Origin of the sequence: Ancylobacter sp. IITR112, assembly GCF_041415945.1 — a bacterium.
Taxonomy (GTDB): domain Bacteria; phylum Pseudomonadota; class Alphaproteobacteria; order Rhizobiales; family Xanthobacteraceae; genus Ancylobacter.
The window spans coordinates 2,189,818-2,212,411 of the sequence record NZ_JBGCUS010000001.1 but is presented as its reverse complement, the minus strand read 5'-3'; the positions used below and the strand labels follow the sequence as shown (position 1 = coordinate 2,212,411).

At 66.3% G+C, this 22,594-nt stretch carries 18 protein-coding genes and 1 tRNA gene; 15 read left to right on the top strand and 4 right to left on the bottom strand.

All coding sequences use genetic code 11. The features are described from left to right. Positions 1-110 precede the first annotated feature (110 nt). From AAC979_RS10550 to pabB, 3 genes are read right to left on the bottom strand one after another with little or no spacing between them, the layout of a single operon-like run. Positions 111-899, bottom strand: coding sequence for an aminotransferase class IV (locus AAC979_RS10550; protein WP_371346779.1), 789 nt, complete (start codon positions 897-899; stop codon positions 111-113). Beyond that, the gene (locus AAC979_RS10545; protein ID WP_371346778.1) at positions 896-1,480 is read right to left on the bottom strand and encodes an aminodeoxychorismate/anthranilate synthase component II; all 585 of its coding nucleotides are present in this window, start codon (positions 1,478-1,480) and stop codon (positions 896-898) included. Before AAC979_RS10545 ends, AAC979_RS10550 begins: the two co-directional genes overlap by 4 nt. Then, entirely contained in the window at positions 1,477-2,892 is a 1,416-nt protein-coding gene (gene pabB / locus AAC979_RS10540; protein WP_371346777.1) for an aminodeoxychorismate synthase component I, read from the bottom strand. The genes AAC979_RS10545 and pabB overlap by 4 nt, the downstream gene beginning before the upstream one ends. 122 nt (positions 2,893-3,014) lie before the next feature. Here pabB and AAC979_RS10535 point away from each other — a divergent pair, with 122 nt between their 5' ends. From AAC979_RS10535 to AAC979_RS10500, 8 genes are all read left to right on the top strand, one after another. Then, positions 3,015-4,301, top strand: a complete 1,287-nt coding sequence (locus AAC979_RS10535) for a DUF563 domain-containing protein (RefSeq protein ID WP_371346776.1) — start codon at positions 3,015-3,017, stop codon at positions 4,299-4,301. Between the two features lie 178 nt (positions 4,302-4,479). Beyond that, positions 4,480-5,466, top strand: a complete 987-nt coding sequence (locus AAC979_RS10530; RefSeq protein ID WP_371346775.1) for a tripartite tricarboxylate transporter substrate binding protein BugD — start codon at positions 4,480-4,482, stop codon at positions 5,464-5,466. Between the two features lie 82 nt (positions 5,467-5,548). Continuing rightward, positions 5,549-6,040 carry a tripartite tricarboxylate transporter TctB family protein gene (locus AAC979_RS10525; protein WP_371346774.1) on the top strand — a complete coding sequence of 164 codons (492 nt, stop codon included), beginning with the start codon at positions 5,549-5,551 and terminating at the stop codon, positions 6,038-6,040. 12 nt (positions 6,041-6,052) lie between these two features. Beyond that, entirely contained in the window at positions 6,053-7,552 is a 1,500-nt protein-coding gene (locus tag AAC979_RS10520) for a tripartite tricarboxylate transporter permease (protein WP_371346773.1), read from the top strand. Positions 7,553-7,666: 114 nt separating this feature from the next. After that, positions 7,667-7,742 (top strand) — tRNA-Lys (locus AAC979_RS10515). A gap of 214 nt (positions 7,743-7,956) precedes the next feature. Next, entirely contained in the window at positions 7,957-8,169 is a 213-nt protein-coding gene (locus AAC979_RS10510; RefSeq protein ID WP_371346772.1) for a hypothetical protein, read from the top strand. A gap of 110 nt (positions 8,170-8,279) precedes the next feature. After that, positions 8,280-8,522, top strand: coding sequence for a hypothetical protein (locus AAC979_RS10505; protein WP_371346771.1), 243 nt, complete (start codon positions 8,280-8,282; stop codon positions 8,520-8,522). A 46-nt stretch (positions 8,523-8,568) separates the two neighbouring features. Continuing rightward, positions 8,569-9,465: a transglutaminase N-terminal domain-containing protein gene (locus AAC979_RS10500; RefSeq protein ID WP_371346770.1), complete on the top strand. Its 897-nt coding sequence runs from the start codon at positions 8,569-8,571 to the stop codon at positions 9,463-9,465. Positions 9,466-9,532: 67 nt separating this feature from the next. Here the strand turns inward: AAC979_RS10500 and AAC979_RS10495 are convergent, their stop codons facing one another. Then, positions 9,533-10,630 carry an alkene reductase gene (locus AAC979_RS10495; RefSeq protein ID WP_371346769.1) on the bottom strand — a complete coding sequence of 366 codons (1,098 nt, stop codon included), beginning with the start codon at positions 10,628-10,630 and terminating at the stop codon, positions 9,533-9,535. Between the two features lie 201 nt (positions 10,631-10,831). Between AAC979_RS10495 and pncB the strand changes: the two genes are divergently transcribed. The 7 genes from pncB to AAC979_RS10460 all read left to right on the top strand — a co-directional run bounded on the left by pncB (position 10,832) and on the right by AAC979_RS10460 (position 22,276). Next, positions 10,832-12,124 (top strand): nicotinate phosphoribosyltransferase, encoded by a 1,293-nt coding sequence (gene pncB / locus AAC979_RS10490; protein ID WP_371346768.1) that lies wholly within the window; start codon positions 10,832-10,834, stop codon positions 12,122-12,124. Positions 12,125-12,492: 368 nt separating this feature from the next. Further along, complete coding sequence (locus AAC979_RS10485; RefSeq protein WP_371346767.1) at positions 12,493-13,773, top strand: SH3 domain-containing protein; 1,281 nt, start codon at positions 12,493-12,495, stop codon at positions 13,771-13,773. 129 nt (positions 13,774-13,902) lie between these two features. Next, positions 13,903-14,907: a Gfo/Idh/MocA family oxidoreductase gene (locus tag AAC979_RS10480; RefSeq protein ID WP_371346766.1), complete on the top strand. Its 1,005-nt coding sequence runs from the start codon at positions 13,903-13,905 to the stop codon at positions 14,905-14,907. 11 nt (positions 14,908-14,918) lie between these two features. Further along, positions 14,919-16,073 (top strand): DegT/DnrJ/EryC1/StrS family aminotransferase, encoded by a 1,155-nt coding sequence (locus tag AAC979_RS10475; RefSeq protein WP_371346765.1) that lies wholly within the window; start codon positions 14,919-14,921, stop codon positions 16,071-16,073. Between the two features lie 88 nt (positions 16,074-16,161). Continuing rightward, positions 16,162-17,697 carry a murein biosynthesis integral membrane protein MurJ gene (gene murJ / locus AAC979_RS10470; RefSeq protein ID WP_371346764.1) on the top strand — a complete coding sequence of 512 codons (1,536 nt, stop codon included), beginning with the start codon at positions 16,162-16,164 and terminating at the stop codon, positions 17,695-17,697. Between the two features lie 154 nt (positions 17,698-17,851). Beyond that, positions 17,852-19,084, top strand: coding sequence for an efflux RND transporter periplasmic adaptor subunit (locus AAC979_RS10465; protein ID WP_371346763.1), 1,233 nt, complete (start codon positions 17,852-17,854; stop codon positions 19,082-19,084). 15 nt (positions 19,085-19,099) lie between these two features. Further along, the gene (locus tag AAC979_RS10460; RefSeq protein ID WP_371346762.1) at positions 19,100-22,276 is read left to right on the top strand and encodes an efflux RND transporter permease subunit; all 3,177 of its coding nucleotides are present in this window, start codon (positions 19,100-19,102) and stop codon (positions 22,274-22,276) included. The last annotated feature ends 318 nt before the right edge of the window (positions 22,277-22,594 follow it).

The window sequence follows — 22,594 nt, the reverse complement described above, 5'->3', positions numbered from 1 at the left end:
CGGTTCGCCGGCGCAAAACGCTCCCAGTCAAGAAAGCGTCAAAAATATGATGACGCCATGTCTCGCGTCCTCTACCGCGAACGCAAGAAGTCGCAAGGTGAGCGTCGTGCTTATTTTTCGGCGATAGTTTGTCGCCAGATAATATCCTGCAGGTTGCGTAGGGTGTCGTGCGCCTCGCCCAGTTCAACGCCGTCCAGCGCCGTCACCGGGCGGAGGAAGCGCACGGAATTGGTGAGGAACACCGCGTCCGCCCCGGTGAGCGCCGCCGGCGCTAGCGGCCGCTCTTCCACCGCGAGCCCGAGCGCGGGGGCGGCCTCGATCACCAGCGCCCGCATGATGCCGGGCAGGCAGCCTTCGCTGAGCGAGGGCGTCACCAGCCGCCCGGCGATGAGCGCGAACACATTGGCGATGGTGGTGCAGGCGACGCGGCCTTGCGTGTTGAGCAGCAACGCGTCGTCCACCCCGGCGTGCGCCGCCTCGCGCGCGGCGAGGATATGGTCGAGATAGCCCAGCGTCTTGAGGTTGGCGGTGGGCGAGAATTCATTGCGCCGGCCGGAGGCGGTGATCAGCCGCGCCGGCTGGCCGAGGAGGGCAGGGGACCAGGGCGCGCGCGTCACCACGACAGTCGGCGCCCCCGCGCTCGTCGGCCACAGGCCGCGCGCCGCCGTGCCGCGCGTCACCGTGGTGCGCAGAATGGCCGGCTCCGCGGTCAGGGCCGCGTCCAGCGCCGCCTCGACCGTTGCCGCCTCAAGGGCGATGCCGATCCGCCGCGCCGCCGCCACCAGCCGGCCGACATGGCGCGCGCGGGCGAAAATGCTCCCGTCCAGCGCCAGCGCGGTGTCGAACACGCCGTCGCCCAGGGTGAAGCCGCGATCCTCGACGCTAACGACGCCGCTCACGCCGCGCTCTCCCGCGCCCGCGCCAGCCTGAGAAAATTCGCCATCAGCTCATAACCGTTCGGGGTCAGCACCGATTCCGGATGGAACTGCACGCCATAGGTCGGGTGGGTGCGGTGGGCGAGGCCCATGATCTCGCCATCCTCGCTCCAGGCGGTGGCGATCAGCGGGGCGTCCGCGTCCAGCTCCACCGCCAGCGAATGGTAGCGCCCCGCCGGCAGTGGCGCGGGCAGGCCGGCGAACACATCCGTGCCGGCGTGGCGCAGCAGCGAGGCGCGCCCGTGCATCGGCTCCTTCGCCCGCACGACGCGCCCGCCAAATGCCTGGCCGATGCACTGATGGCCGAGGCAGATGCCGAGAATTGGCAGCTTGCCCGACAGCGTCCGCACCGCTTCCAGCGAGATGCCGGCCTCGTTGGGCGAACAGGGGCCGGGCGAGATCACCAGCGCCTCCGGCGCCCGCGCCTCGATGGCGGCGAGGTCCAGCGCGTCGTTGCGCGCCACCTCCACCTCCTCGCCGAGTTCGGTCAGGTAGCGCGCGACGTTGAAGACGAAGCTGTCGTAATTGTCGATCAGCAGGATCACGGCGCCGCCCCCTCGGTGAAGGCGCGGAACAGCCGCTCCGCCTTGGTCAGGCTTTCCGCATGCTCGGCGGCGGGGTCGGAGAGGGTGGTGATGCCGCCGCCGACGCCGAAGCTGGCGCGCCCATCCTCCACCGTCACGGTGCGGATGGCGATGTTGAAATCCATCGCGCCATCGAAGCCGATATAGCCGATGGAGCCGCAATAGACCCCGCGCGGCCGGCCTTCCAGTTCGTGGATGATCTCCATGGCGCGGATTTTCGGCGCCCCGGTGATCGAGCCGCCGGGGAAGGAGGCGGCCATCAGGTCGAGGCCGTCGCGCCCCTCCTTCAGCGCGCCGGTGACGACGGAGACGAGGTGGTGGACATTGGCATAAGTCTCCAGCCCGCACAGGCGCGGCACCTTCACCGTGCCGGGCCGGCACACGCGCGAGAGATCGTTGCGCAGCAGATCGACGATCATCACATTCTCGGCGCGGTCCTTCTCGCTGGCGGCGAGCGCACGGCCGCGAAAGGCGTCGAGCGTCGGCTCCACCGAGCGCGGCAGCGTGCCCTTGATCGGGCGCGTCTCCACTTCCTCCCCGACGAGCTTCACGAAGCGCTCCGGCGAGGAGGAGGCGATGATCCGGTCCTCATTGACGATCAGCGCGGCGAAGGTCGCCGGGTTGGCGCGGCGAAGCTGGTCGTAGAGCGCGAAGGGGTCGACGGGGCCGATCTCCGCCTCGAAGCGCTGGGTGAAATTGGCCTGGAAGATATCGCCGGCGCGGATGTAGTCGATCACCTGCGCCACCGCGCGGCGGTAGCCTTCCGCATCGAAATTGGACCGCCAGCCGCGCGCGCGCACCGGCGCGCCCAATGGGGCTTCCGGCGTCGCCAGCCGGGCGCTGGTCTCCTGGAGCCGCTCGCGGGCGCGGCGGGCGCGGGCGGCGGGGTCGGTTTCCGGCCAGCCGGTGGAAATGAGGAAGGCCCGTTCCGCCACCACATCGAAAGCGGCAACCACATCGTAAAAGCCGAGGTCGATTTCCGGTTCTTCGCCCGCTTCCGCCTGCGGGGTGGGGAAGCGGTCGAACAGCCGGCCGGCCTCATAGGCGATATAGCCCGCCGCACCGGCCTGAAAGCCGGCCTCGCCCGGCAGGCGCGGCTGGGCATAGGCTTTGAGCCGGGCGCGCAGCGCCTCCAGCGGCGGGCCCGGGATGCGCTCGCCATCCCAGCGCGCCGTTCCGCCTTCGCTGCGGAAGCGGCCGAACGGTTCGGCCATGACATAGGACCAGCGCCCGAGGACGGGGTGGCGCATGGCGCTGTCGAGGAAAGTGAGGCCCGGCCCCGGCGCGCCCGCAGGACGGCCAAGCCGGCGCGCGGCCTGCCACGGCTCCTGCCAGGCGATTTCGACGACGAGGGGCGGCGGCTGCTGAATCATGCCGCGAATATGGAACGTCGCGGCGCGGGTTCCTAGAGTGCCGTTGCGCGTCCGGCCTAGGCCGGGGCGCTGCTGACACGCGCCACGGCCGAGGGTATCTTCATGCCGTGTCACGGGAAGATGTGCATTCCACGACCGTTGATGGGCCAGGCGACAGCGTCAGAGGCTGGTTGAGTATGATTGATGCCAAATATTTCGCTGCCAAGGCCGCCGATTTCTATTCCGCATTGATCTATAGGTTCTCTAAATTTATCCGTCTGATCGCCAATGCATTGCGTGGACATGTACGGATGGTGAGGACCGAGCGGATGCGGGAAAAATATCCCGACTGTGTCGGCCACTCAAAATCGGAAGAATACAAGCGGGTAAAACCGCTCATTTTCGATCGGAACGACTATATCAAAAAATCGGAATCGATGTTCCACACGCCGGTTGTGCAGTCGCCGGAGGCGTGGGTGCATGAGATCGAGGGGGGGTATGTGGCCCATGAGGGGTTGGTCATCACCCTGGATGGAAGCCTTATTGCCGAGTGCGTTGTCAACAGGCACAGGACGCTGACCTTCGGGCTGATCGTGCCGATCTCGCCGACATTTAATCTGTCATTCTATAATTATGCCGAAGCGGAAAAGACGATTGAGGGACGGGCCGCGATCCTCTCTCAATGCGGAGATGAGAATTACGGCCATTGGCTCGTCGAGTCGCTGCCACGGCTCCTGCTGATCGAAAGAGCGTATGATATATCAGCATTAAAAATAATTCTGATTGATAGAAACGACAAAATCAATAACGTCTATGTTCAAAGCTTGGCGTTTCTCGGGGTGAACCCTGCCAATATTGTTTGGTATAAAGATCTGGCGAGGGTCGACAGGGTCATATATGCGAGCCCCGTGACCATTCATCCCTGGATAAAGTCAAGAATTTGCGTTGAAGCTCTTGAGCGCATTGCGCAGGCCGTCGCAAGCGATGGGATGTCACAGCATAAGAAAATTTATATTTCACGCAATGTGGATTCGCCCAATCGAAAAATGATGAACGACGCCGAGATTATCGAGATCGTGCGGCGCCGTGGGTATGAGATTGTAAATTGCGGCAATCTCACTTTTGAAGAGCAGGTGCGAATGTTCTCAGGTGCCACGCATATCGTCGGCAATCTGGGGGCAGGCTTCACGAATTTGGCGTTTTCGCCGCGAGGTGTGCGGATTCTGGCGTTGATGTCCCCGCTCATGGAGGATGATTTCTTCTACGACCTGGTGTCGTTGAAGGAGGGGCATTATTGGGCGATCCATGGCGACGGGTGCGGCCTCCGGCAGGATTACCGCGATGATTTCACCATAAACCCCGAGCGGTTTTCCGTGATTTTCGCGCAGTTCGATACGGATTCCTCGCCGAGCATGGCGTTCGACGCCTGACCGGCTGGGGCCAGACGGCACAGCGGCGGCAGCGCGGCGTACCCCAGGAACCAAAGTGCTAGGCGGTCCCACTTGACGCTGGGTTGCGCGGGTGGTGGCCTAACCGCCCAACAAGAAGGCGCCCGCCCAACGGGTAGCCTTGCAGTCAAACGGGCTCAACAAGTCTCTGGAGGGACGCATGACCACATTCAAGGGGGCGGCCGCCGCGCTGGCGGCGCTGGCATTCGCGGCGCTGCCCATCGCCTCGGCGCAGGCGCAGGATTATCCCAACCGTCCGGTGACGATGGTGGTGCCGTTCTCGGCCGGCGGGCCGACCGACACGGTGGCGCGGCTGATCGCCGAATCCATGTCACGCACTCTCGGCCAGCAGGTGGTGGTGGAGAATGTCGGCGGCGCCGGCGGCACGCGCGGCGCCGGCCAGGTGGCGAAGGCCACCCCCGACGGCTACACCATTCTTCTGCACCATATCGGCCAGGCGACCGCCGCCACGCTCTACCGCAAGCTGCCCTACAATGTGCTGACCGATTTCGAGGAAGTCGGCCTCGTCACCGACGTGCCGATGACCGTCATTGGCAAATCGACGCTGGAGCCGAAGGACGCGGCCGAGCTGATCGCCTATGTGAAGGCGAACAAGGACGCGGTGATCTATGGCAATGCCGGCGTCGGCTCGGCCTCGCATCTGTGCGGCATGCTGTTCATGTCGGCGCTGGGCACACAGATGACCACGGTGCCCTATCAGGGCACGGGCCCGGCGATGAACGACCTCGTCGGCGGGCAGATCGACCTGATGTGCGACCAGACCACCAACACGACAGGCCAGATCAAGGCCGGCAAGGTGAAGGCCTATGGCGTCACCACCAAGGCCCCGGTGAAGTCGCTGCCGGAGATTCCCACCCTCGATTCCGCCGGCCTGCCCGGCTTCGAAGTGGCGGTGTGGCACGGGCTCTACGCGCCCAAGGGCACGCCGAAGGCGGAGATCGACAAGCTCAACGCCGCCCTCGTCGCCGCGCTGCAGGACCCGAAGGTCATTTCCCGCTTCGCCGATCTCGGCACCGAGCCGGTGGCGCTGGAGCGCGCGACGCCGGAAGTGCACCAGAAGTTCCTGGAAGCCGAAGTCGCCAAGTGGAAGCCGGTGATCCAGCAGGCCGGCGTGTTCGCCGACTGACGCTCCCTCTTTCGTACCCGCCGGCCCGCCGCCTTGCCGCGGCGGGCCGGTGCCCGCTCCGCCGGTCGCTGGAAACGGTATCATGACACGCTTCATCAAAAGCCCGAAGGAGGTCGCCAGCGGCCTGCTGCTGGTCCTGCTCGCCGCCTTCTTCGCCTGGCAGGCGATGGACCTGCCGATGGGGCGCGCCATCCGCATGGGGCCGGGCTATTTCCCGATGATTCTGGCCGGCCTGCTCGGCTTTCTCGGCCTCATCGTCCTCCTCACTGGCCTCACACTCCAGCCCCTGACGGAGGAGGAAGGGGGGAGGGGCATCGGGCTGCGCCGCTGGCCCTGGCTGGCTTTGGGGCTGGTGACGCTGGCGGTTGTGGTGTTCGGCCTCGGCATCCGCCCCCTCGGCCTGGGGCCGTCCATGGGGCTTGCGGTGTTCCTCTCCGCGCTGGCGAGCCGGCGCTTCTCCCTCCTCACCGGCGCCGTCTCGGCGGTGGTCATGGTGGCGTTTTCCTGGGCGGTGTTCATCAAGGGCCTCGGCCTGCCGCTGCCCATGCTCGGCCCGTGGCTTGGCGGCTACTGAGGGATCAAGTCCATGGAAATCTTCGACAATCTGTCCCTCGGCTTTTCCGTCGCGGTCACTTTCCAGAACATTTTCTACTGCTTCATCGGGGTGCTTCTGGGCACGCTGATCGGCGTGCTGCCGGGCCTCGGGCCGGTGCCGACCATCGCCATGCTGCTGCCGATCACCTTCGGCCTGCCGCCGGTCTCGGCGCTGATCATGCTCTCGGGCATCTATTACGGCGCGCAATATGGCGGCTCGACCACGGCGATCCTGATCAACCTGCCGGGCGAGAGTTCGTCTGTCGTGACCGCCATTGACGGCTACCAGATGGCGCGCCAGGGCCGCGCCGGCGCGGCGCTCGCCACCGCCGCGCTGGGCTCCTTCTTCGCCGGCTCGGTCGCCACCTTCCTCCTCGCCGTCTTCGCGCCGCCCCTCGCCGACCTCGCGCTGAAATTCGGCCCGCCGGAATATTTTTCGCTGATGGTTCTAGGGCTTATTGCCTCCGTCGCGCTGGCGTCGGGCTCGGTGGTGAAGGCGCTGGCCATGGTTGTGCTCGGCATTCTGCTCGGCCTGTCGGGGCAGGATGTCTACACCGGCACCCCGCGCTTCACCTTCGACATGCTGGAACTCGCCGATGGCATCGAGTTCGTCGCTCTCGCCATGGGCGTGTTCGGCATCGGCGAGATCGTGCGCAATCTGGAAGACGAGCACAGCCGCACCGTGCTGGTGCAGAAGGTAAAAGGGCTCTTGCTGACCCGGGACGACCTGAAGCGCATCATCGGCCCGATCCTGCGCGGCACCTTCCTCGGCTCCTTCCTTGGCATCCTGCCGGGCGGCGGGGCGATCCTGTCCTCCTTCTCCGCCTATTCGATCGAGAAGAAGATTTCCCGGCACCCGGAGCGGTTCGGCAAGGGCGCGATCGAGGGCGTCGCCGGGCCGGAATCGGCCAATAATGCCGGCGCGCAGACCTCCTTCATCCCCATGCTGACGCTGGGCATTCCCTCCAACCCTGTCATGGCGCTGATGATCGGCGCGCTTATCATCCAGGGCATCGTGCCGGGGCCGAATGTGGTGAACGAGCAGCCGAACCTGTTCTGGGGCATCATCGCCTCGATGTGGATCGGCAATTTCATGCTGGTGGTGCTGAACCTGCCGCTGATCGGCATCTGGGTGCGGCTGCTCACCGTGCCCTACCACATCCTGTTCCCGCTGATCGTCGGCTTCTGCTGCATCGGCGTCTACAGCGTGAACAACAACGCCATCGACGTGTTCACCATGGCCCTGTTCGGGGTCGTCGGCTACGTGCTGGTCAAGCTCGACTGCGAGCCGGCTCCGCTGCTGCTCGGCTTCATCATCGGCCCGATGCTGGAAGAATATCTGCGCCGCGCCATGCTGATTTCGCGTGGCGACCCCACCGTGTTCTTCACCCGGCCGATCTCCGCGACGATGCTGGGTCTGGCGATCCTCGCGCTGGTGGTGGTGCTGCTGCCTTCCGTGCGCAAGAAGCGCGAGGAGGCGTTCCAGGAATAGGGGCCGGCAATCCGGCGACCTGTGGAAAGATCAGGAAGCTGGTCGCCCCCTATGGACAGGTCCGGAGGTCTTTGCTAAACGACCCCCCGTCCGCAAGGCCACGGTCTGCGGCGGGGGCGCATAGCTCAGTTGGTAGAGCAGCTGACTCTTAATCAGCGGGTCCTAGGTTCGAGCCCTAGTGCGCCCACCACTCCGAAACATCGGAATAGGTGGTCACCAAAGCGAAGCTTGCTTCGCTACCCCATTTTCCTACATGCCGCTTCCGTCTTGCCGGTCGCATATGGACTAAGCGGTCGCTACACCGTCATGTGCCGCCGCTTAGTCGCGAGAAGCGCCGCCGGGCGCCGCGTCACCAATGCCGGTGGGGGCCGTGTGGTCCCGGCCAAAGCGCTCGGGAGGGCGAGATGATCGAGCGGTCTTCCATGCTGTGTGCCCATTGCCAGCGTTGCGGGCGACGCTCCGTGCTCGGGCGCGTCGATGCGGCCACGCTGGCGTCGCCGGCCGATGGCGAGAGCCCGCCGCGCCTGCGCTGCGACATGTGCGGGGGGCGGCAGGTGAAGCTGTTCAATGCCAGCGGCCCGGTGGAAATGCTCGCTTTCCTCAATGGCCGCCTGTAAGGGCGACGGCGCGCGCGCCTTCGTCCGCAGTGTCATCCCGGGGCAGCGGCCGAACGAAATCACCCATTGCGCGTTAGGCCTCGCATCAGCACATCGAGGCGAGGCGAGAGATGGAACATCAGAACAATCAGTATGGCGGGCCCGGCGGTTCGGGCAATCCGCAGCGCCAGCCAGCCGGTCCGTCGACCGGACAGCCCGGCGGCGGTGCCACGTCTTCCACGGGTTCGTCGCAGAGCACGGCGCGCGCGGCCGGGTCGGGGGCCAGTTCTGTGTTTCCGCCGCGGCTTTATTCGTTCCGGGCGCTGGTGGCGATGGGGCTGCTCGGCTTCATAGTGGGGCGCATCTGTCGCTGACCCTTTTTGGCGGCGGCGCGCGCCGCCCCGCCCGGAAACACCGATCATGCAGACCCTGACCGTTCGACACGTTACCCAATACAACTACGCCAATCCCGTGGTCTTCCAGCCGCATCGGCTGATGCTTCGCCCGCGCGACAGCCATGATCTGCGTCTGGTCGACGCCGAACTCATCCTGTCGCCGCATGGCAATGTGCGCTGGATCCACGATGTCTTCGGCAATTCCGTCGCTATCGTCGATTTTGCCGAGCCTGCCAGCCAGTTGCGGATCGAAAGCGTGCTCACGCTCGAACGTTATGGGCTGGGCGGTCTCGTCTTCGAGGTGGAGGAGGAGGCGAAATCCTACCCCTTCGTCTATTCCCCGGACGACCGGATCGACCTTGGCCGCATGCTGGACCCGCATTACCCCGACCCGAACGGGGAGCTGGAGGCCTGGGCCAAGGGGTTCGTCGCCACCCGGCCGACCGACACGATGGCGCTGCTGACTGATATCAACAACAGCATCCATCAGAATTTCGCCTATAATCTGCGGATCGAGGAAGGCACCCAGCCGCCGCTGGAGACTCTGCATTTGGGCACCGGTTCGTGCCGCGACTTCGCGCTGCTGCTGATCGAGACGGCGCGCTCGCTGGGCATCGCCGCCCGCTTCGTCACCGGCTATCTCTATGACCCCGCGTTGGATGGTGGCGATTCCGCCATACTCGGCGCCGGCGCGACCCATGCCTGGGCGGATATTTATCTCCCGGGCGCTGGCTGGGTGGAGTTCGACCCTACCAATGGTACCATCGCCGCCGATAATCTGATCCGCGTCGCGGTCACGCGCGATCCGGCCCAGGCGGTCCCGGTGGGCGGCGGCTTCACCGGGCTGACGGGTGATTATCTCGGCATGAATGTTGAAGTGTCGGTCCGCACGGTGCGGCCGGAAGCGCCGCTCGCCGCCTGAATTTCGGCCTGGCCCACGTAAAAGGCACGCCGGCGTGGCGGGCCTTTCGCGTGTCGGGGCGGCGCTCTCAGGCGCCCACGCTCTCCAGCGTCGGGTAGTCGGTGTAGCCCTTGGCGCCGCCGCCATAGAGATGATCGCGGTCCAGCTCGTTGAAGGCGACGCCGCGCCGCAGCCGTTCCACGGCGTCCGGTGAGGAAATGAACGGCTTGCCGAAGGCGACGAGATCAGCCTTGCCCGCGGCGATCGCCGCCTCGGCCATCTCCTTGTCGTAGCCATTGTTCACCATCCACGCGCCGGTGTAGCGGGCGCGCAGCGCGTCGAAATCGAAGTCGGGAACGATATCGCGCGGTCCGCCCGTGGCGCCCTCGATCACGTGGACATAGACCGGGTGCAGGCTCTCCACTACGTCCATGACATGGTTGAACAGTGCCTGTGGGTCGCTGTCGGTCAGGTCGTTGGCGGGCGTTACGGGCGAGAGGCGCAGGCCGGTGCGCGCGGCGCCGATCTCGCCGATCACCGCCTCAAGCACTTCCTTGAGGAATCGGGTGCGGTTCTCGATCGAGCCGCCATAGGCGTCGGTGCGCTTATTAGCGCCGTCGCGCAGGAACTGGTCGATGAGATAGCCGTTGGCGCCATGAATCTCGACGCCGTCGAAGCCGGCGCGAATGGCGTTTGCCGCCGCCTTGCGGAAATCCTCAACGATGCCGGGAATCTCGTCGAGGCCCAGCGCGCGCGGCTCGTCCACATCGGCGAAGCCGTTGTTCACATAGGTCTTGGTGTTGGCGCGGATGGCCGAGGGGGCGAGCGGGGCGGCGCCATCAGGCTGCAGCGAGCGGTGGGAGACGCGGCCGACATGCCAGAGCTGGACGAAGATATGCCCGCCAGCGGCGTGCACGGCGTCGGTGATCGCCTTCCAGCCCTCGACCTGCGCCTGCGTGAACAGGCCGGGCGTGTCCTGATAGCCCTGCGCGGTGGCGGAGATCTGCGTCGCCTCGGTGATGATGAGGCCGGCAGTGGCGCGCTGGCGATAATACTCCACCGCCAGCGGGGAGGGCACGAGGCCAGCGCCGGCCCGGTTGCGGGTCAGCGGCGCCATAACGACGCGGTTGGCGAGGATGATGTCGCCGAGGCGAAACGTGTCGAAGAGGGATTTCGTGGCAGCCACGATGTGCTCCTGTCGAATGGGGCCCTGCCGTCCAGCAGGGTGTCGGAGCGCAGTTAATCATTGGATCGGAGGTTCCAAGTGCCGAAGGGCACGACCTTCGTTGAGGGCTGCGGTGCGCGTGCGCCGGCGACGGGGCGGCGTGGCCTGCAATTTCAGACGGCATGCTCTAGAAGGGGGAGCCGGGCAAACGGGGCCTACCGCATGATCGACATCGCGACTCGCGTCTATAACCACACCTGGAAGATCGACCCGATCGTCCGCTCGGTGCTCGACACTGATTTCTACAAGCTCCTGATGGCGCAGACGATTTACCGTCGTCACTTCCACACGCGGGTCACTTTCGGAATCATCAACCGCACCAAGACCGTGCGCATCGCCGACTTCGTCGACGAGGGCGAATTGCGCGAGCAACTCGACCATGTGCGCACGCTGCGCCTGACGCGCGGGGAATCGACCTGGCTGCGCGGCAACATGTTCTACGGCAAGCGGCAGATGTTCTCGCCGGACTTCGTCGCCTGGTTCGAGCAGTTCCGCTTCCCCGCCTATCACCTGGAAAAGCGCGACGGGCAGTATGAGCTGACCTTCGAGGGGCCGTGGATCGAGACCACCATGTGGGAAATCCCGGCGCTCGCCATCATCAATGAGCTGCGCTCGCGCGCCGTGCTGCGCAGCATGGGCCGGTTCGAACTGCAGGTGCTTTATGCCCGCGCCATGACCCGCGTGTGGGAGAAGGTTGAGCGTCTGAAGGCGCTGGGCGGCGCTGGCGTGGCCGATTTCGGCACCCGGCGGCGGCATGGCTTCCTGTGGCAGGACTGGTGCGTGCAGGCGATGATGGAGGGGCTGGGCGACCGCTTTCTCGGCACCTCAAACTGCCTGATCGCGCTGCGACGCGAAGTGGAGGCCACGGGCACCAACGCCCATGAACTGCCCATGGTCTATGCCGCGCTGGCCGACACCGATGCCGCGCTGGCGCAGGCTCCCTATGACGTGCTCGCCGACTGGCAGAGCGACTATGAGGGCAATCTCCTCGTCATCCTGCCCGATACGTTCGGCACCACGCATTTTCTGGAAAAGGCGCCGGACTGGGTCGCCCGCTGGACCGGCATCCGAATCGACAGCAAGGACCCGATCGAGGGCGGGGAGGAAGCATTGGCCTGGTGGAAGGCGCGCGGCCAGGACCCGAGACAGAAGCTCGCCATCTTCTCCGACGGTCTCGACATCGGTGATATCGAGCGAATCTACCGTCACTTCCAAGGGCGCATGCGGATGGGTTTCGGCTGGGGCACGCTGCTGACCAATGATTTCCGCGGTTTCGCGCCGCAGGGGCGGCTCGATCCGATCTCCATCGTCTGCAAGGTCATCTCGGCCGATGGGCGGCCCACAGTCAAACTCTCCGACAACCCCACAAAGGCGATGGGAACACCCGAGGACATTGCGCGCTATCGCCGCCTCTTCGCCACGCCCGCCCCCGCAGCGCGGGAGGTGCTGGTGTAGGGCGGCGCCTGCCCGTGCAAGGCGTTGCATCTGCTGGGCTAATTTGGGGAAAGCGGCACATTGCGGCCAAGAGTTGCCGTATTCTTTGTTCATAAGGAAATTTCCGGCATGTGACATTCTTGCATCAAGATGCAATATGCCGGTAAGTTGTCACCCGTCGCATACGAAGGCGGTTTACGGAACTCGGTCGCGGGCCTTCGGGCGCCGGCCCGAATGGAACGGAAGAACGCATGCGAAGTGGTCAGCGCCGCGTCCCAGAGCTGGCCGTCAGTGTCACCGCGCACTGCCGGCCTCGGCACCGTGCAGGCGCTCCTCTCGCCGTTTCCATGTTCCCCCGGTTTTTACTCGTAGCGTAGAGTTCCCGCGCCATGGCAACGACATCGCAGCAGACGCGCGGAAACGGGCTCTCCACCTCGCTTATTTCCGACTTCCGCACCATCGTCAGTTCGCTTGAGCAGGAAAAGGCCGGCCGAGAGGGCGGCGAGCCGGGCGGCGCGGCCTCCGCCGCCGCGCCTGCGGCCGATGACGATCTGCACTCCTTCGGGGATGTCCGCAGCCGCATCGCGGCACTCGGCGATATGAGCGATGTGCTGGCCGCCCGGCCGGCGTCGCGGGCCGAGCCGATGGCGCCGACACGCGCCGATTCGTCGCCGCAGGCGGCCCGCCGGCGCAGCTTCGGCAGCGCGGCGCGCCAGCCCGGCGAATCGGAGGCGCGGCGCAAACGCAGTGCGTCCAAGGACATCATCACCTGGCAGCGCCTCGGCCTGCTGGCGGTGTTCATGGCGGTGGTCGGCGGCGGCGCAGTGCTGCTGCAGTCGCTGGCGGCGCGCGAGGAGGCGAAGGTCGCGCCGGAGGTAATCGGCAATGCGGCGGTGGCGAGCGTCGCGCCCTCCACGCAGGCCGAGACGCCGTCGGCCGTCGCGCTGAAGCCGCTGGAACTGTCCGGCGCCGCAATCCAGGCTTCGGTGCCATCATCGCCCACGCCATCGGTGCTGGCCCATGGCACCGCCGCAGACAATCTGCCGCCGATCCTGCTGAATGCGTCCGGGCGGAGCAGCTCGGCGTCCGAGCCGGCGACGCCGGCCTCCGGCGTGACCGCTTTCGCCGCGCCCGATCCCGTGGCGCCGTCCGCCGCGGCGATCCCCGATGCCGTAGAAGGTGTCCCCGCAGCGGGTGAAGCCGTCGCGAACCCCGCGCCGGAGGCGCCGCCCCCCCCGCGCGCGGCCCTGCCCGAATCGGCCCCGCTGCCGCCGGCCCGCGCGCCCTTGCGCGAGGTGGCCGCCGCCACGCCGCCCGCGCCGGCCGCCGATACGGCGTCTGCCGCCGGCTCGGCTCCCGCCGCCATTCCTGCCGCTGCCGAACCGCTGCCGCCGGGCTTCGGCGGCGATCCGGTCGGCACGGCGGTCACCCGCCGCGCCGTGACCATGCGGGCCGCGCCGAAAAAGGGCGCGGCGGCGATCGGCAATCTTCCGGGGGGTAAGCAGGTGGAACTGGTTACCTGCCAGCAATGGTGCGAGATCGTCGTCGATGGCAAGCGCGCCTTCGTCTATAAGAGCTTCATCGACACGGGCGCCGTGGCGGCGGCCGCGGGCCCTGCGACGGAGGAGGCCGGCGACGCGGTGGAGGCCGAGGCGGGCTCTCCCGAGTGAGGCGGTCGGTAATAGCTTGAAGCAATTAGTGAAGCCCTCGGCGCGGCTTTACGATTCGGCGTCCCTCGCCACGCTTCGGGGCGCGTGTTAGACCCCCGGCACGAAAGTCAGACGGAAGGATGTTCCCGAATGGTGAAGGACCCGAGCGGGGCTTCTAAGCCCGTTCGCGTCGGCGTCGTCGGCGTCGGCATCATGGGTTACAACCATGCCCGCGTGCTGATCGACCTGCCCGGCACCGAGATGGTCGGCGTTGCCGATCCCGATGCGGGGCAGCGCGAGAAAGTGGCCGCACTTCTTGGGTGCCGTGCCTTTGCCAGCCTTGAGGAGCTCGTGGCGAATGGTGCCGAGGCGCTGGTCATTGCCGCTCCCACCCATCTGCACCACGAGGTTTCGCTGCGGGCCATCGAGGCCGGCATGCATGTGCTGGTCGAGAAGCCGATCGCGCCCACCGTCGCCGAGGCCCAGGCCATCGTCGCCGCCGCCCGGGCGAAGGGCGTCGCCCTTGTGGTCGGCCATGTCGAGCGGTTCAACCCGGCGGTGGAGGCGGTGAAGAACGCCATCCGCGATGAGGAAATTCTCTCCATCGGCATTACCCGCGTCGGCCCGTTTCCGCCACGCATGTCGAATGTCGGCGTGGTGATCGACCTCGCCGTGCATGACATCGACCTGATCTGCCATTTCACCGGCTCGCACATCACCGAGGTGCAGCCGCAGGTGAAGGCGGCGGTGGCCGAGCGCGAGGACATCGCGCTGCTGCAGTTCCGCACCGCCAATGGCGTGCTGGCGCACATCAACACCAATTGGCTGACGCCGTTCAAGGCGCGCACCGTGCATGTCGCCACGCGCAAGAAATACGTGATCGGCGATCTGCTCACCCGGCAGGTGACTGAATATTTCGATTACAAGCCGGATGGCAGCTATTCCATGCGCCATCTGCCCGTCGCCTATGCCGAGCCGCTGCGGCTCGAATTGCTGCGATTCCTCGACGCCGTGCGCGGGTCGGCACCGGCGGTGACCGGCGAGGACGGCGTGGCCGCCATCGCTGTGGCCATGCGCTGCCTCGAAGCGCTGGAGCCCGCGCCCACCGATCCCGTGTCCGCCCCGCGCCTTCCGTTGCGCGCTGGCGTGGCCTGAGAGGAACACTGATGAACTCGCATGTGAAGACCGAGCTGGCGCCGATCCCCTTCATCGACATCGCCGCCCAGCGCGCGCGGCTCGGCAGCCGCATTGACGATGCGGTGGCGCGGGTGCTGGCGCATTGCCGTTTCATCAATGGCCCGGAGGTCACCGAGTTCGAGCAGCAACTCGCCCGCTTCGCCGGCGCCAAGCATGCGGTGGCTTGCTCCAGCGGCACGGACGCGCTGGCAATGATCCTGATGGCCTGGGGCGTCACGGCCGGCGACGCGGTGTTCTGCCCAGCCTTCACCTTCTGCGCCACCGCCGAGGTGGTGCCGTGGGTCGGTGCCACACCGGTCTTCGTCGATATTCTCGAAGACACCTTCAACATGGACCCCGCCAGCCTGGAGGCCGCCATCGCGGTTGCCAGGCAGAAGGGGCTGACCCCGAAAGTCGTGGTGCCGGTCGATCTGTTTGGCCAGCCCGCCGACATGGATGCCATCGAAGCGATCGCCAGGGCGCATGGTCTGAAAGTGCTGTGCGATACCGCGCAGGGCTTCGGCGCAACCTGGAACGGGCGGCGCACCGGTTCCTTCGGCGACGCCACCGCCACCAGTTTCTTCCCGGCCAAGCCGCTCGGCTGCTATGGCGACGGCGGTGCGGTGCTGACCGATGACGACGAATTGCTGCCGGTACTCAAGAGCGTGCGCGAGCACGGCCAGGGCGTCGACAAATACGAGAATGTCCGCCTCGGCATGACCGGGCGGCTCGACACCATCCAGGCTGCGGTGCTGCTGGAAAAGCTGTCGATCTTCGAGGACGAGATTGCCGCCCGGCAGGCCGTCGCCGAGCGCTACAATGCCGCTCTGGCCGATGTCTGCGTGGTGCCGGCGGTGGATCCGCGCGCCACCTCCGTGTGGGCGCAGTACACGATCCGGCTGCCGCAGGGCGGGCGCGACGGTCTCGCCGCGGCGCTGCAGAAGGAAGGCGTGCCCACCGCCGTCTATTACCGCATCCCGATGCACCGCCAGCCGGCCTATGCCGCCTATCCCGCCGCCGGCAACGGCCTCCCGGTGTGCGAGAAGCTGGCCGGCGAGGTGATCAGCCTGCCGATGCATCCCTATCTCGACGAGGCGGCGCAGGAGCGCGTGATCGCGGCGGTCCGCCGCGCGCTCGGCGCCTGAGACACGGCAGGGGCTGGCCGGGCGGGGAAGGGGAGGCTAGCTTTCCGCCCGCCCTCCGATTCCGGCAGCCTCTAACCCGTCGGCTCCCATGATACGCAGCATCTTCACGGTCGGCGGCTGGACGCTTCTCTCGCGGCTGACCGGTTTTGTGCGTGACATCGTCATGGCGGCGGTGCTCGGCGCCGGCCCGCTGGCGGATGCCTTCTACATCGCTTTCCGCCTGCCCAATCATTTCCGCTCCATCTTCGCCGAGGGCGCCTTCAACACCGCCTTCATCCCCGCCTATGCCCGGGTGAAGACGGTGGAGGGCGACGCCAAGGCGCGCCGCTTCGCCGACGGCATCCTCACCGGCGTGGTGCTGGTGCAATTGGCCATCCTTGCCATCGCCCTGCTCGCCACCGACTGGGTGGTGGCGACGCTCGCGCCCGGCCTGTCCGATGATCCCGGCCGATTCGCCCTCACGGTCGATTTCACCCGCATTACCTTCCCCTATCTCGGCCTCATCGCGGTGGTGACGCTGGTCGGCGGCGTGCTCAACGCCAATGACCGTTTCTGGGCGGCGGCGGCGGCGTCCATCCTGCTCAATGTCGCCATGGTCGGCACGCTCAGCGTCGCCGGCCTGTTTCCCACCGCCGGCCATGCCGCGGCCTGGGGAGTACTGATCTCCGGTTTCCTCCAGCTCGGTCTGCTGGTGTTCGATGCCGAACGCCACGGTCTCGGTCTGCGCTTCGGCCGGCCGCGGCTCGATCCGGAGACCCGCGCCTTCCTCATCGCCCTCGGCCCGGCGATTATCGGCTCGGCCGGCGTGCAACTGGCGATCTTCGCCGACACCATCATCGCCTCCTTCCTGCCGGAGGGGGCGGTGGCGGCGCTGTTTTATGCCGACCGCATCAACCAGTTGCCGATCGGCGTTGTCGGCATTGCCGCGGGCATCGTGCTGCTGCCGGAAATGTCGCGGCGCATCGCGGCGGAGGATTTCGACGGCGCGCGCTTCGCCCAGTCGCGTGCCATCGAACTGACGCTGCTGCTGGTTCTGCCCTTCCTCGCCGCAGCGCTGACCATCCCGGAGGTCATCATGCGCGGGCTGTTCATGCGCGGCGCCTTTACCCCGGAGGCCGCCCGCGAGGCGGGCGCCACGCTGGCGGCCTATGGCATTGGGCTGGCGCCTTTCGTCGTGGTGCGCGCCTTCATGTCGCCCTTCTATGCTCGCGGCGATACCCGTACCCCGGTGCTGGCGACGCTGGGAGCGGCGGTGGTCAATATCGGCCTCAAGGTGCTGCTGATGGGCTCGCTGGCCCAGGTGGGACTGGCCTTCGCCACCTCGGTCGGGGGCTGGATCACCGTGATCGTGCTCGCCCTGCTGGCGCGCTGGCGCGGCTATGAATGCGGCGATGCCCAATTGCTCCGGGCCGTCCCCCGGCTGGGGCTGATCTTCGTCGCGCTCGCCGCTACTCTGGTCGCCACTGCCTACCTCGCGCCGCGCGGGGTCGGCCTGCTTCCCCATGGCCGCGACGAGGCGCTTCTCGCCCTTTGCGTCGTGGCGGGCGGGCTCGTTTATGCGGTACTGGCTCTGGCGCTGTTCGGGCGCCGCTATCTCGTCGGGCTGCTGCGCGCTCGCCGCTGATCGCGACAACCGTTTACGTTTTATTGCTTACGCGGTGCAGCAAAATTGTGGTACGTCGCAGCGCGTCATGGGTTCCGGGCGGGGTAGCCCATGGCTTGCGACCCCAAAGGGACATTGTCCCGACATGCCCGATGAGCCTTTCCCGGAGATGTCCATGATCACCGCGCTGCCGCGTCTTTCCCTCGTTGCGCTCTCCCTGGCCGCTGTGGCGCTGGCGGGCTGCTCCGAGCAGAATCAGGGGCAGCAGGCGGGCGCACCTCCGCCGCCTACCGTGACGGTCGCCCATCCCACCACGCGCAGCATCACCGATTACGACGAATATGTCGGACGCTTCGCCGCGGTGGATCTGGTGAATGTGTATGCGCGTGTTTCCGGTTATCTCGAGAAGGTGGCGTTCACCGACGGCCAGTTGGTCAAGCAGGGCGACCTGCTGTTCACCATCGACAAACGGCCGTTCCAGGTGGCGCATGACCAGGCCGAGGCCAATCTCGAGCGCGCCCAGGCCGATCTCGATTTCGCCACTTCCGACCTGCAGCGCGCGCAGACGCTGATCGACGACAAGAGCTCCAACGCCATCTCCAAACAGGCCTATGACCAGCGTCTGCAAAGCGAGCGCACGGCGCGCGCCAGCGTGGCGGCGGCAAAGGCGGCGCTGCAGGCGGCGCAGCTCGATCTCGATTTCACCGATCTGAAGGCACCCGTCACCGGTCGTATCGGCGACCGCAAAGTGTCGGTCGGCAATCTCGTCACCGGTGGCTCGGGCGGCACCAACACCAACACGCTGCTTGCCACCATTGTCTCGCTGGACCCGATCTATTTCGAGTTCACCTATGACGAGGCGTCCTATCTGCGCTACCAGCGCATGGCGAAGGAGCTGGGCGGCAAGGGGCTGTCGATCCCGGTCAAGCTCGGGCTGATCGACGAGAAGGGCTTCCCGCATGAGGGCACGCTCGACTTCGTCGACAACCGCATCAGCGAGGATACCGGCACCATCCGCGGCCGCGCCACCTTTGCCAATCCGAACGGCGCCTTCACCCCGGGCATGTTCGGTCGTATCCAGATTCCCTCTTCCGCCCCGCACGAGGCGGTGCTGGTGCCGGATGTGGCCATCGGCACGGAGCAGACCCGCAAATTCGTCTATGTCATGCAGCCTGGCGACAAGCCGCAGGCGCCGCAGATGAAGTATGTCACGCTCGGCCGCGCCTATGACGGCCAGCGCGTCATCAATAGCGGCCTCTCGAAGGACGATCTCGTCGTCGTCAACGGGCTGATGCGCATTCGCCCCGGCGCGCAGGTGGTGGGCAAGATGGAGGCCCCGGCGGCGCCGCCGGCCGGCGCGGGAGCGGCGGCGGACGGCAAGGCTTCCACGACGACCACCGCCAACTGAGCGCGGAGCGGTCCCATGCGATTTTCACATTTCTTCATCGACCGCCCGATCTTCGCCTCGGTGGTCTCCATCGTGGTGATGATCCTCGGCGCGGTCGCCTTCGTTTCGCTACCCGTGGCGCAATATCCCGATATCGCCCCGCCGGTGGTGAATGTCAGCGGCCAATATCCCGGCGCCAGCGCGGAAACGGTGGCCGACACGGTGGTCGCGCCGATCGAGCAGCAGATCAATGGCGTCGAGGGGATGCTCTACATCTCCTCCAACTCCACCGCCGATGGCCGCTTTTCGATCGCTGTGACCTTCGACATCGGCACCGATCTCGATATCGCCCAGGTGCAGGTGCAGAATCGCGTCGCCACCGCGACACCGCGCCTGCCGCAGGACGTGCAGCAGATCGGCGTCACCGTCGCCAAGTCCTCACCGGACATTCTGATGGTGGTCAGCCTGTTCTCGCCGGATGATTCCCGCGACTCGCTGTTCATCTCCAACTACGCCAATCTGCAGATCAAGGACCAGTTACAGCGCGTGCCGGGCGTCGGCTCGATCACCGTGTTCGGCTCGCGCGACTATGCGATGCAGGTGTGGCTGGACCCGCTGAAGCTCCAGTCGCTCAACCTGACGGCGGGCGATGTGACGGCGGCGCTGCAGGCGCAGAATCTGCAGGTCGCCTCCGGCGTGCTCAATGCCCCGCCGGTGCCGAACCAGATGGGCTTCCAGGTCGCCGTGCGCACGCTCGGCCGTCTCTCCACGCCGGAGGAGTTCGGCAATATCGTCGTGCGCGAAACCGGCAACGCGGTGGTGCGGCTGCGCGACGTGGCGCGGATCGACATCGAGGCGCAGGACAATTCCTCGATCTCCTATTTCGATTCCAAGCCTTCGGTTGCGCTCGGCATTTTCCAGTTGCCCGGCTCCAACGCGCTCGCCACCGGCGAGGCGATCGAGGCGGCGATGAAGGACATCGCCAAGGGATTCCCGGCCGGCGTGACCTATTCCACCGCCTATAACCCCACCCAGTTCATCGCCGAATCGGTGCGCGCGGTGGAACACACCATCATGGAAGCCATCGTGCTGGTGGTGATCGTGGTGGTGCTGTTCCTGCAGAGCTGGCGGGCGGCGATCATTCCCATTCTCGCCATTCCGGTCTCGCTGATCGGCACCTTCTTCATCATGAGCCTGTTCGGCTTCTCGCTGAACAATCTGTCGCTGTTCGGACTCGTGCTCGCCATCGGCATTGTGGTGGACGACGCCATCGTCGTGGTGGAGAGCGTGGAGCATAACATCTCCACGGGGCTCTCACCGCGCGATGCCGCCTACAAGACGATGGACGAGGTGGGCGGGGCGCTCGTGGCGATCTCGCTGGTGCTGGCCTCGGTGTTCATTCCCTCGGCCTTCATTACCGGTATCTCCGGCGAGTTCTACCGCCAGTTCGCGCTCACCATTGCCGGCTCGACGCTGATCTCGCTGCTGGTGTCGCTGACGCTCTCCCCGGCGATGTGCGCGCTGCTGCTGAAGCCGCATAAGGGTCCGGACCACAAGCCGGCCTGGTACGCGCGGCCCTTCACCGGCTTTTTCTACTATTTCAACAAGGGCTTCGACGCGGTGTCGGGCGGCTATGGCTGGCTCACCAGCAAGCTGGTGCGCATCGCTGTGGTGGTGCTGCTGGTCTATGCCGCCATCCTCGCCGGCGGTTTCCAGCTTTTCCGCACCACGCCGCAGGGCTTCATCCCGGCGCAGGACCGCGGCTATCTCATCGTCGCGGCGCAGCTTCCCGGCGGCGCGGCGCTCTCGCGCACCAATGAGGTGATGACCAAGGCCGCCAAGGAAGTGCTGGCGACGCCGGGCGTGGCGCATGTGGTGAATATCGTCGGCTTCTCCGGCGCGACCTTCACCAACGCCCCCAATGCCGGCGCCATGTTTGTCATCCTCGGCCCCGCCGCTGAGCGCGCCGAGCATCCCGGCCAGTCGGCAGCCGCGCTGCAGGGCACGCTGTTCGGCAAGCTCGCCTCGGTTCAGGAGGCGCAGATGATCGTCGTCATGCCGCCGCCCGTTTCGGGCATCGGCAATGCCGGCGGCTATCGGATGATGATCGAGGATCGCGGCGGGCGCGGCTACCAGGCGCTGCAGGGCGCGGTCTACGCCATGATGGGCGCGGCCAACCAGACGCCCGGCCTCAAGCAGGTCTATTCGCTGTTCGAGACCTCGACGCCGCAGCTCTTCCTCGATATCGACCGCACCAAGGCGCAGCTTCTCGGCGTCAATATCGCCGATGTGTTCTCGACGCTGCAGACCTATATCGGCTCGTCCTATGTCAACGACTTCAACCTGTTCGGCCGCACCTACCGTGTGCAGGCGCAGGCCGACGCGCCCTATCGCCTGACATCGGACGATCTGTTGCGGCTCCGGGTGAAAAATGCGGAGGGACAACTGGTGCCGCTGGGCTCCTTCACCACGGTGAAGGATATTTCCGGCCCCTACCGCGTGCCGCGCTACAATCTCTACCCGGCGGCGGAACTCGACGGCGACACCATGCCCGGCACCTCGCAGGGGCAGGCGATCCAGAAGATGCAGGAAATCGCCGCGCAGGTACTGCCCGACGGCTTCGCCTATGAATGGACGACACTCGCCTATCAGCAGGTGCGGGCGGGCAACACCGCCATCTTCGCGTTCGCGCTGGGCGTGGTGTTCGTGTTCCTGGTGCTGGCGGCGCAGTATGAGAGCCTCACACTGCCGCTGGCGGTAATCCTCATCGTGCCGATGTGTCTTATCGCGGCGGTGGTCGGCATCCAGATACGCGGGCAGGACAACAACATCCTCAGCCAGGTCGGCTTCATCGTCCTCATCGGCCTGGCGGCGAAGAACGCCATTCTGATTGTCGAATTCGCCAAGCAGTTGGAAGATCGCGGTGAAAACCGCTTCGTCGCCGCCACCGAAGCGGCCAAGCTGCGCCTGCGGCCGATCATCATGACCTCTCTGGCCTTCATCTTCGGTGTGGTGCCCCTTGTCATCGCCACCGGGGCCGGCGCGGAGCTGCGACAGGCGCTGGGCACGGCGGTGTTCTCCGGCATGATCGGCGTGACCTTCTTCGGCCTGCTGTTCACCCCGACCTTCTATGTGGTCTGCCGCTGGATTGCCGGCTTCGGCGAGCGCCGCCGCGCCCGCAAGGCTGAGACGCCGGCTCCCGCGCCGCACTGAGGCGCGGTCCGGCTTCGCACCGGCCGACGCTGAACCCACCCCGCCGCTCTCCGGAGCGGCGGGGTTTTTCTTTGCCGGCGGGGACTTGAGGCGGTGGCGGATCGTGGTGCGGGCTTGTCCCTCGTACGGTACGGCCCCTTGCCGCCCATAGCGTGCTCTCGAGCGAAGTCGATACCGGTTCGCGTGAAGAACACGCGAAAACAACGAATTGGATCATGTCCCCATTTCACTGCTTCGGTGAAATAGGGAGATGATCGAGGCGCGGGCTGACTCGACGGGTGCGGTCGTGAACCCGTCAGGTCCGGCGATGATCGCCAA

Excerpts from the sequence above, each read along its gene's own strand:
- pabB (WP_371346777.1), bottom strand. The coding sequence starts at position 2,892 with ATGATTCAGCAGCCGCCGCCCCTCGTCGTCGAAATCGCCTGGCAGGAG.
- AAC979_RS10530 (WP_371346775.1), top strand. The coding sequence starts at position 4,480 with ATGACCACATTCAAGGGGGCGGCCGCCGCGCTGGCGGCGCTGGCATTC.
- AAC979_RS10525 (WP_371346774.1), top strand. The coding sequence starts at position 5,549 with ATGACACGCTTCATCAAAAGCCCGAAGGAGGTCGCCAGCGGCCTGCTG.
- AAC979_RS10520 (WP_371346773.1), top strand. The coding sequence starts at position 6,053 with ATGGAAATCTTCGACAATCTGTCCCTCGGCTTTTCCGTCGCGGTCACT.
- AAC979_RS10510 (WP_371346772.1), top strand. The coding sequence starts at position 7,957 with ATGATCGAGCGGTCTTCCATGCTGTGTGCCCATTGCCAGCGTTGCGGG.
- AAC979_RS10505 (WP_371346771.1), top strand. The coding sequence starts at position 8,280 with ATGGAACATCAGAACAATCAGTATGGCGGGCCCGGCGGTTCGGGCAAT.
- AAC979_RS10500 (WP_371346770.1), top strand. The coding sequence starts at position 8,569 with ATGCAGACCCTGACCGTTCGACACGTTACCCAATACAACTACGCCAAT.
- pncB (WP_371346768.1), top strand. The coding sequence starts at position 10,832 with ATGATCGACATCGCGACTCGCGTCTATAACCACACCTGGAAGATCGAC.
- AAC979_RS10485 (WP_371346767.1), top strand. The coding sequence starts at position 12,493 with ATGGCAACGACATCGCAGCAGACGCGCGGAAACGGGCTCTCCACCTCG.
- AAC979_RS10480 (WP_371346766.1), top strand. The coding sequence starts at position 13,903 with ATGGTGAAGGACCCGAGCGGGGCTTCTAAGCCCGTTCGCGTCGGCGTC.
- AAC979_RS10475 (WP_371346765.1), top strand. The coding sequence starts at position 14,919 with ATGAACTCGCATGTGAAGACCGAGCTGGCGCCGATCCCCTTCATCGAC.
- murJ (WP_371346764.1), top strand. The coding sequence starts at position 16,162 with ATGATACGCAGCATCTTCACGGTCGGCGGCTGGACGCTTCTCTCGCGG.
- AAC979_RS10465 (WP_371346763.1), top strand. The coding sequence starts at position 17,852 with ATGATCACCGCGCTGCCGCGTCTTTCCCTCGTTGCGCTCTCCCTGGCC.
- AAC979_RS10460 (WP_371346762.1), top strand. The coding sequence starts at position 19,100 with ATGCGATTTTCACATTTCTTCATCGACCGCCCGATCTTCGCCTCGGTG.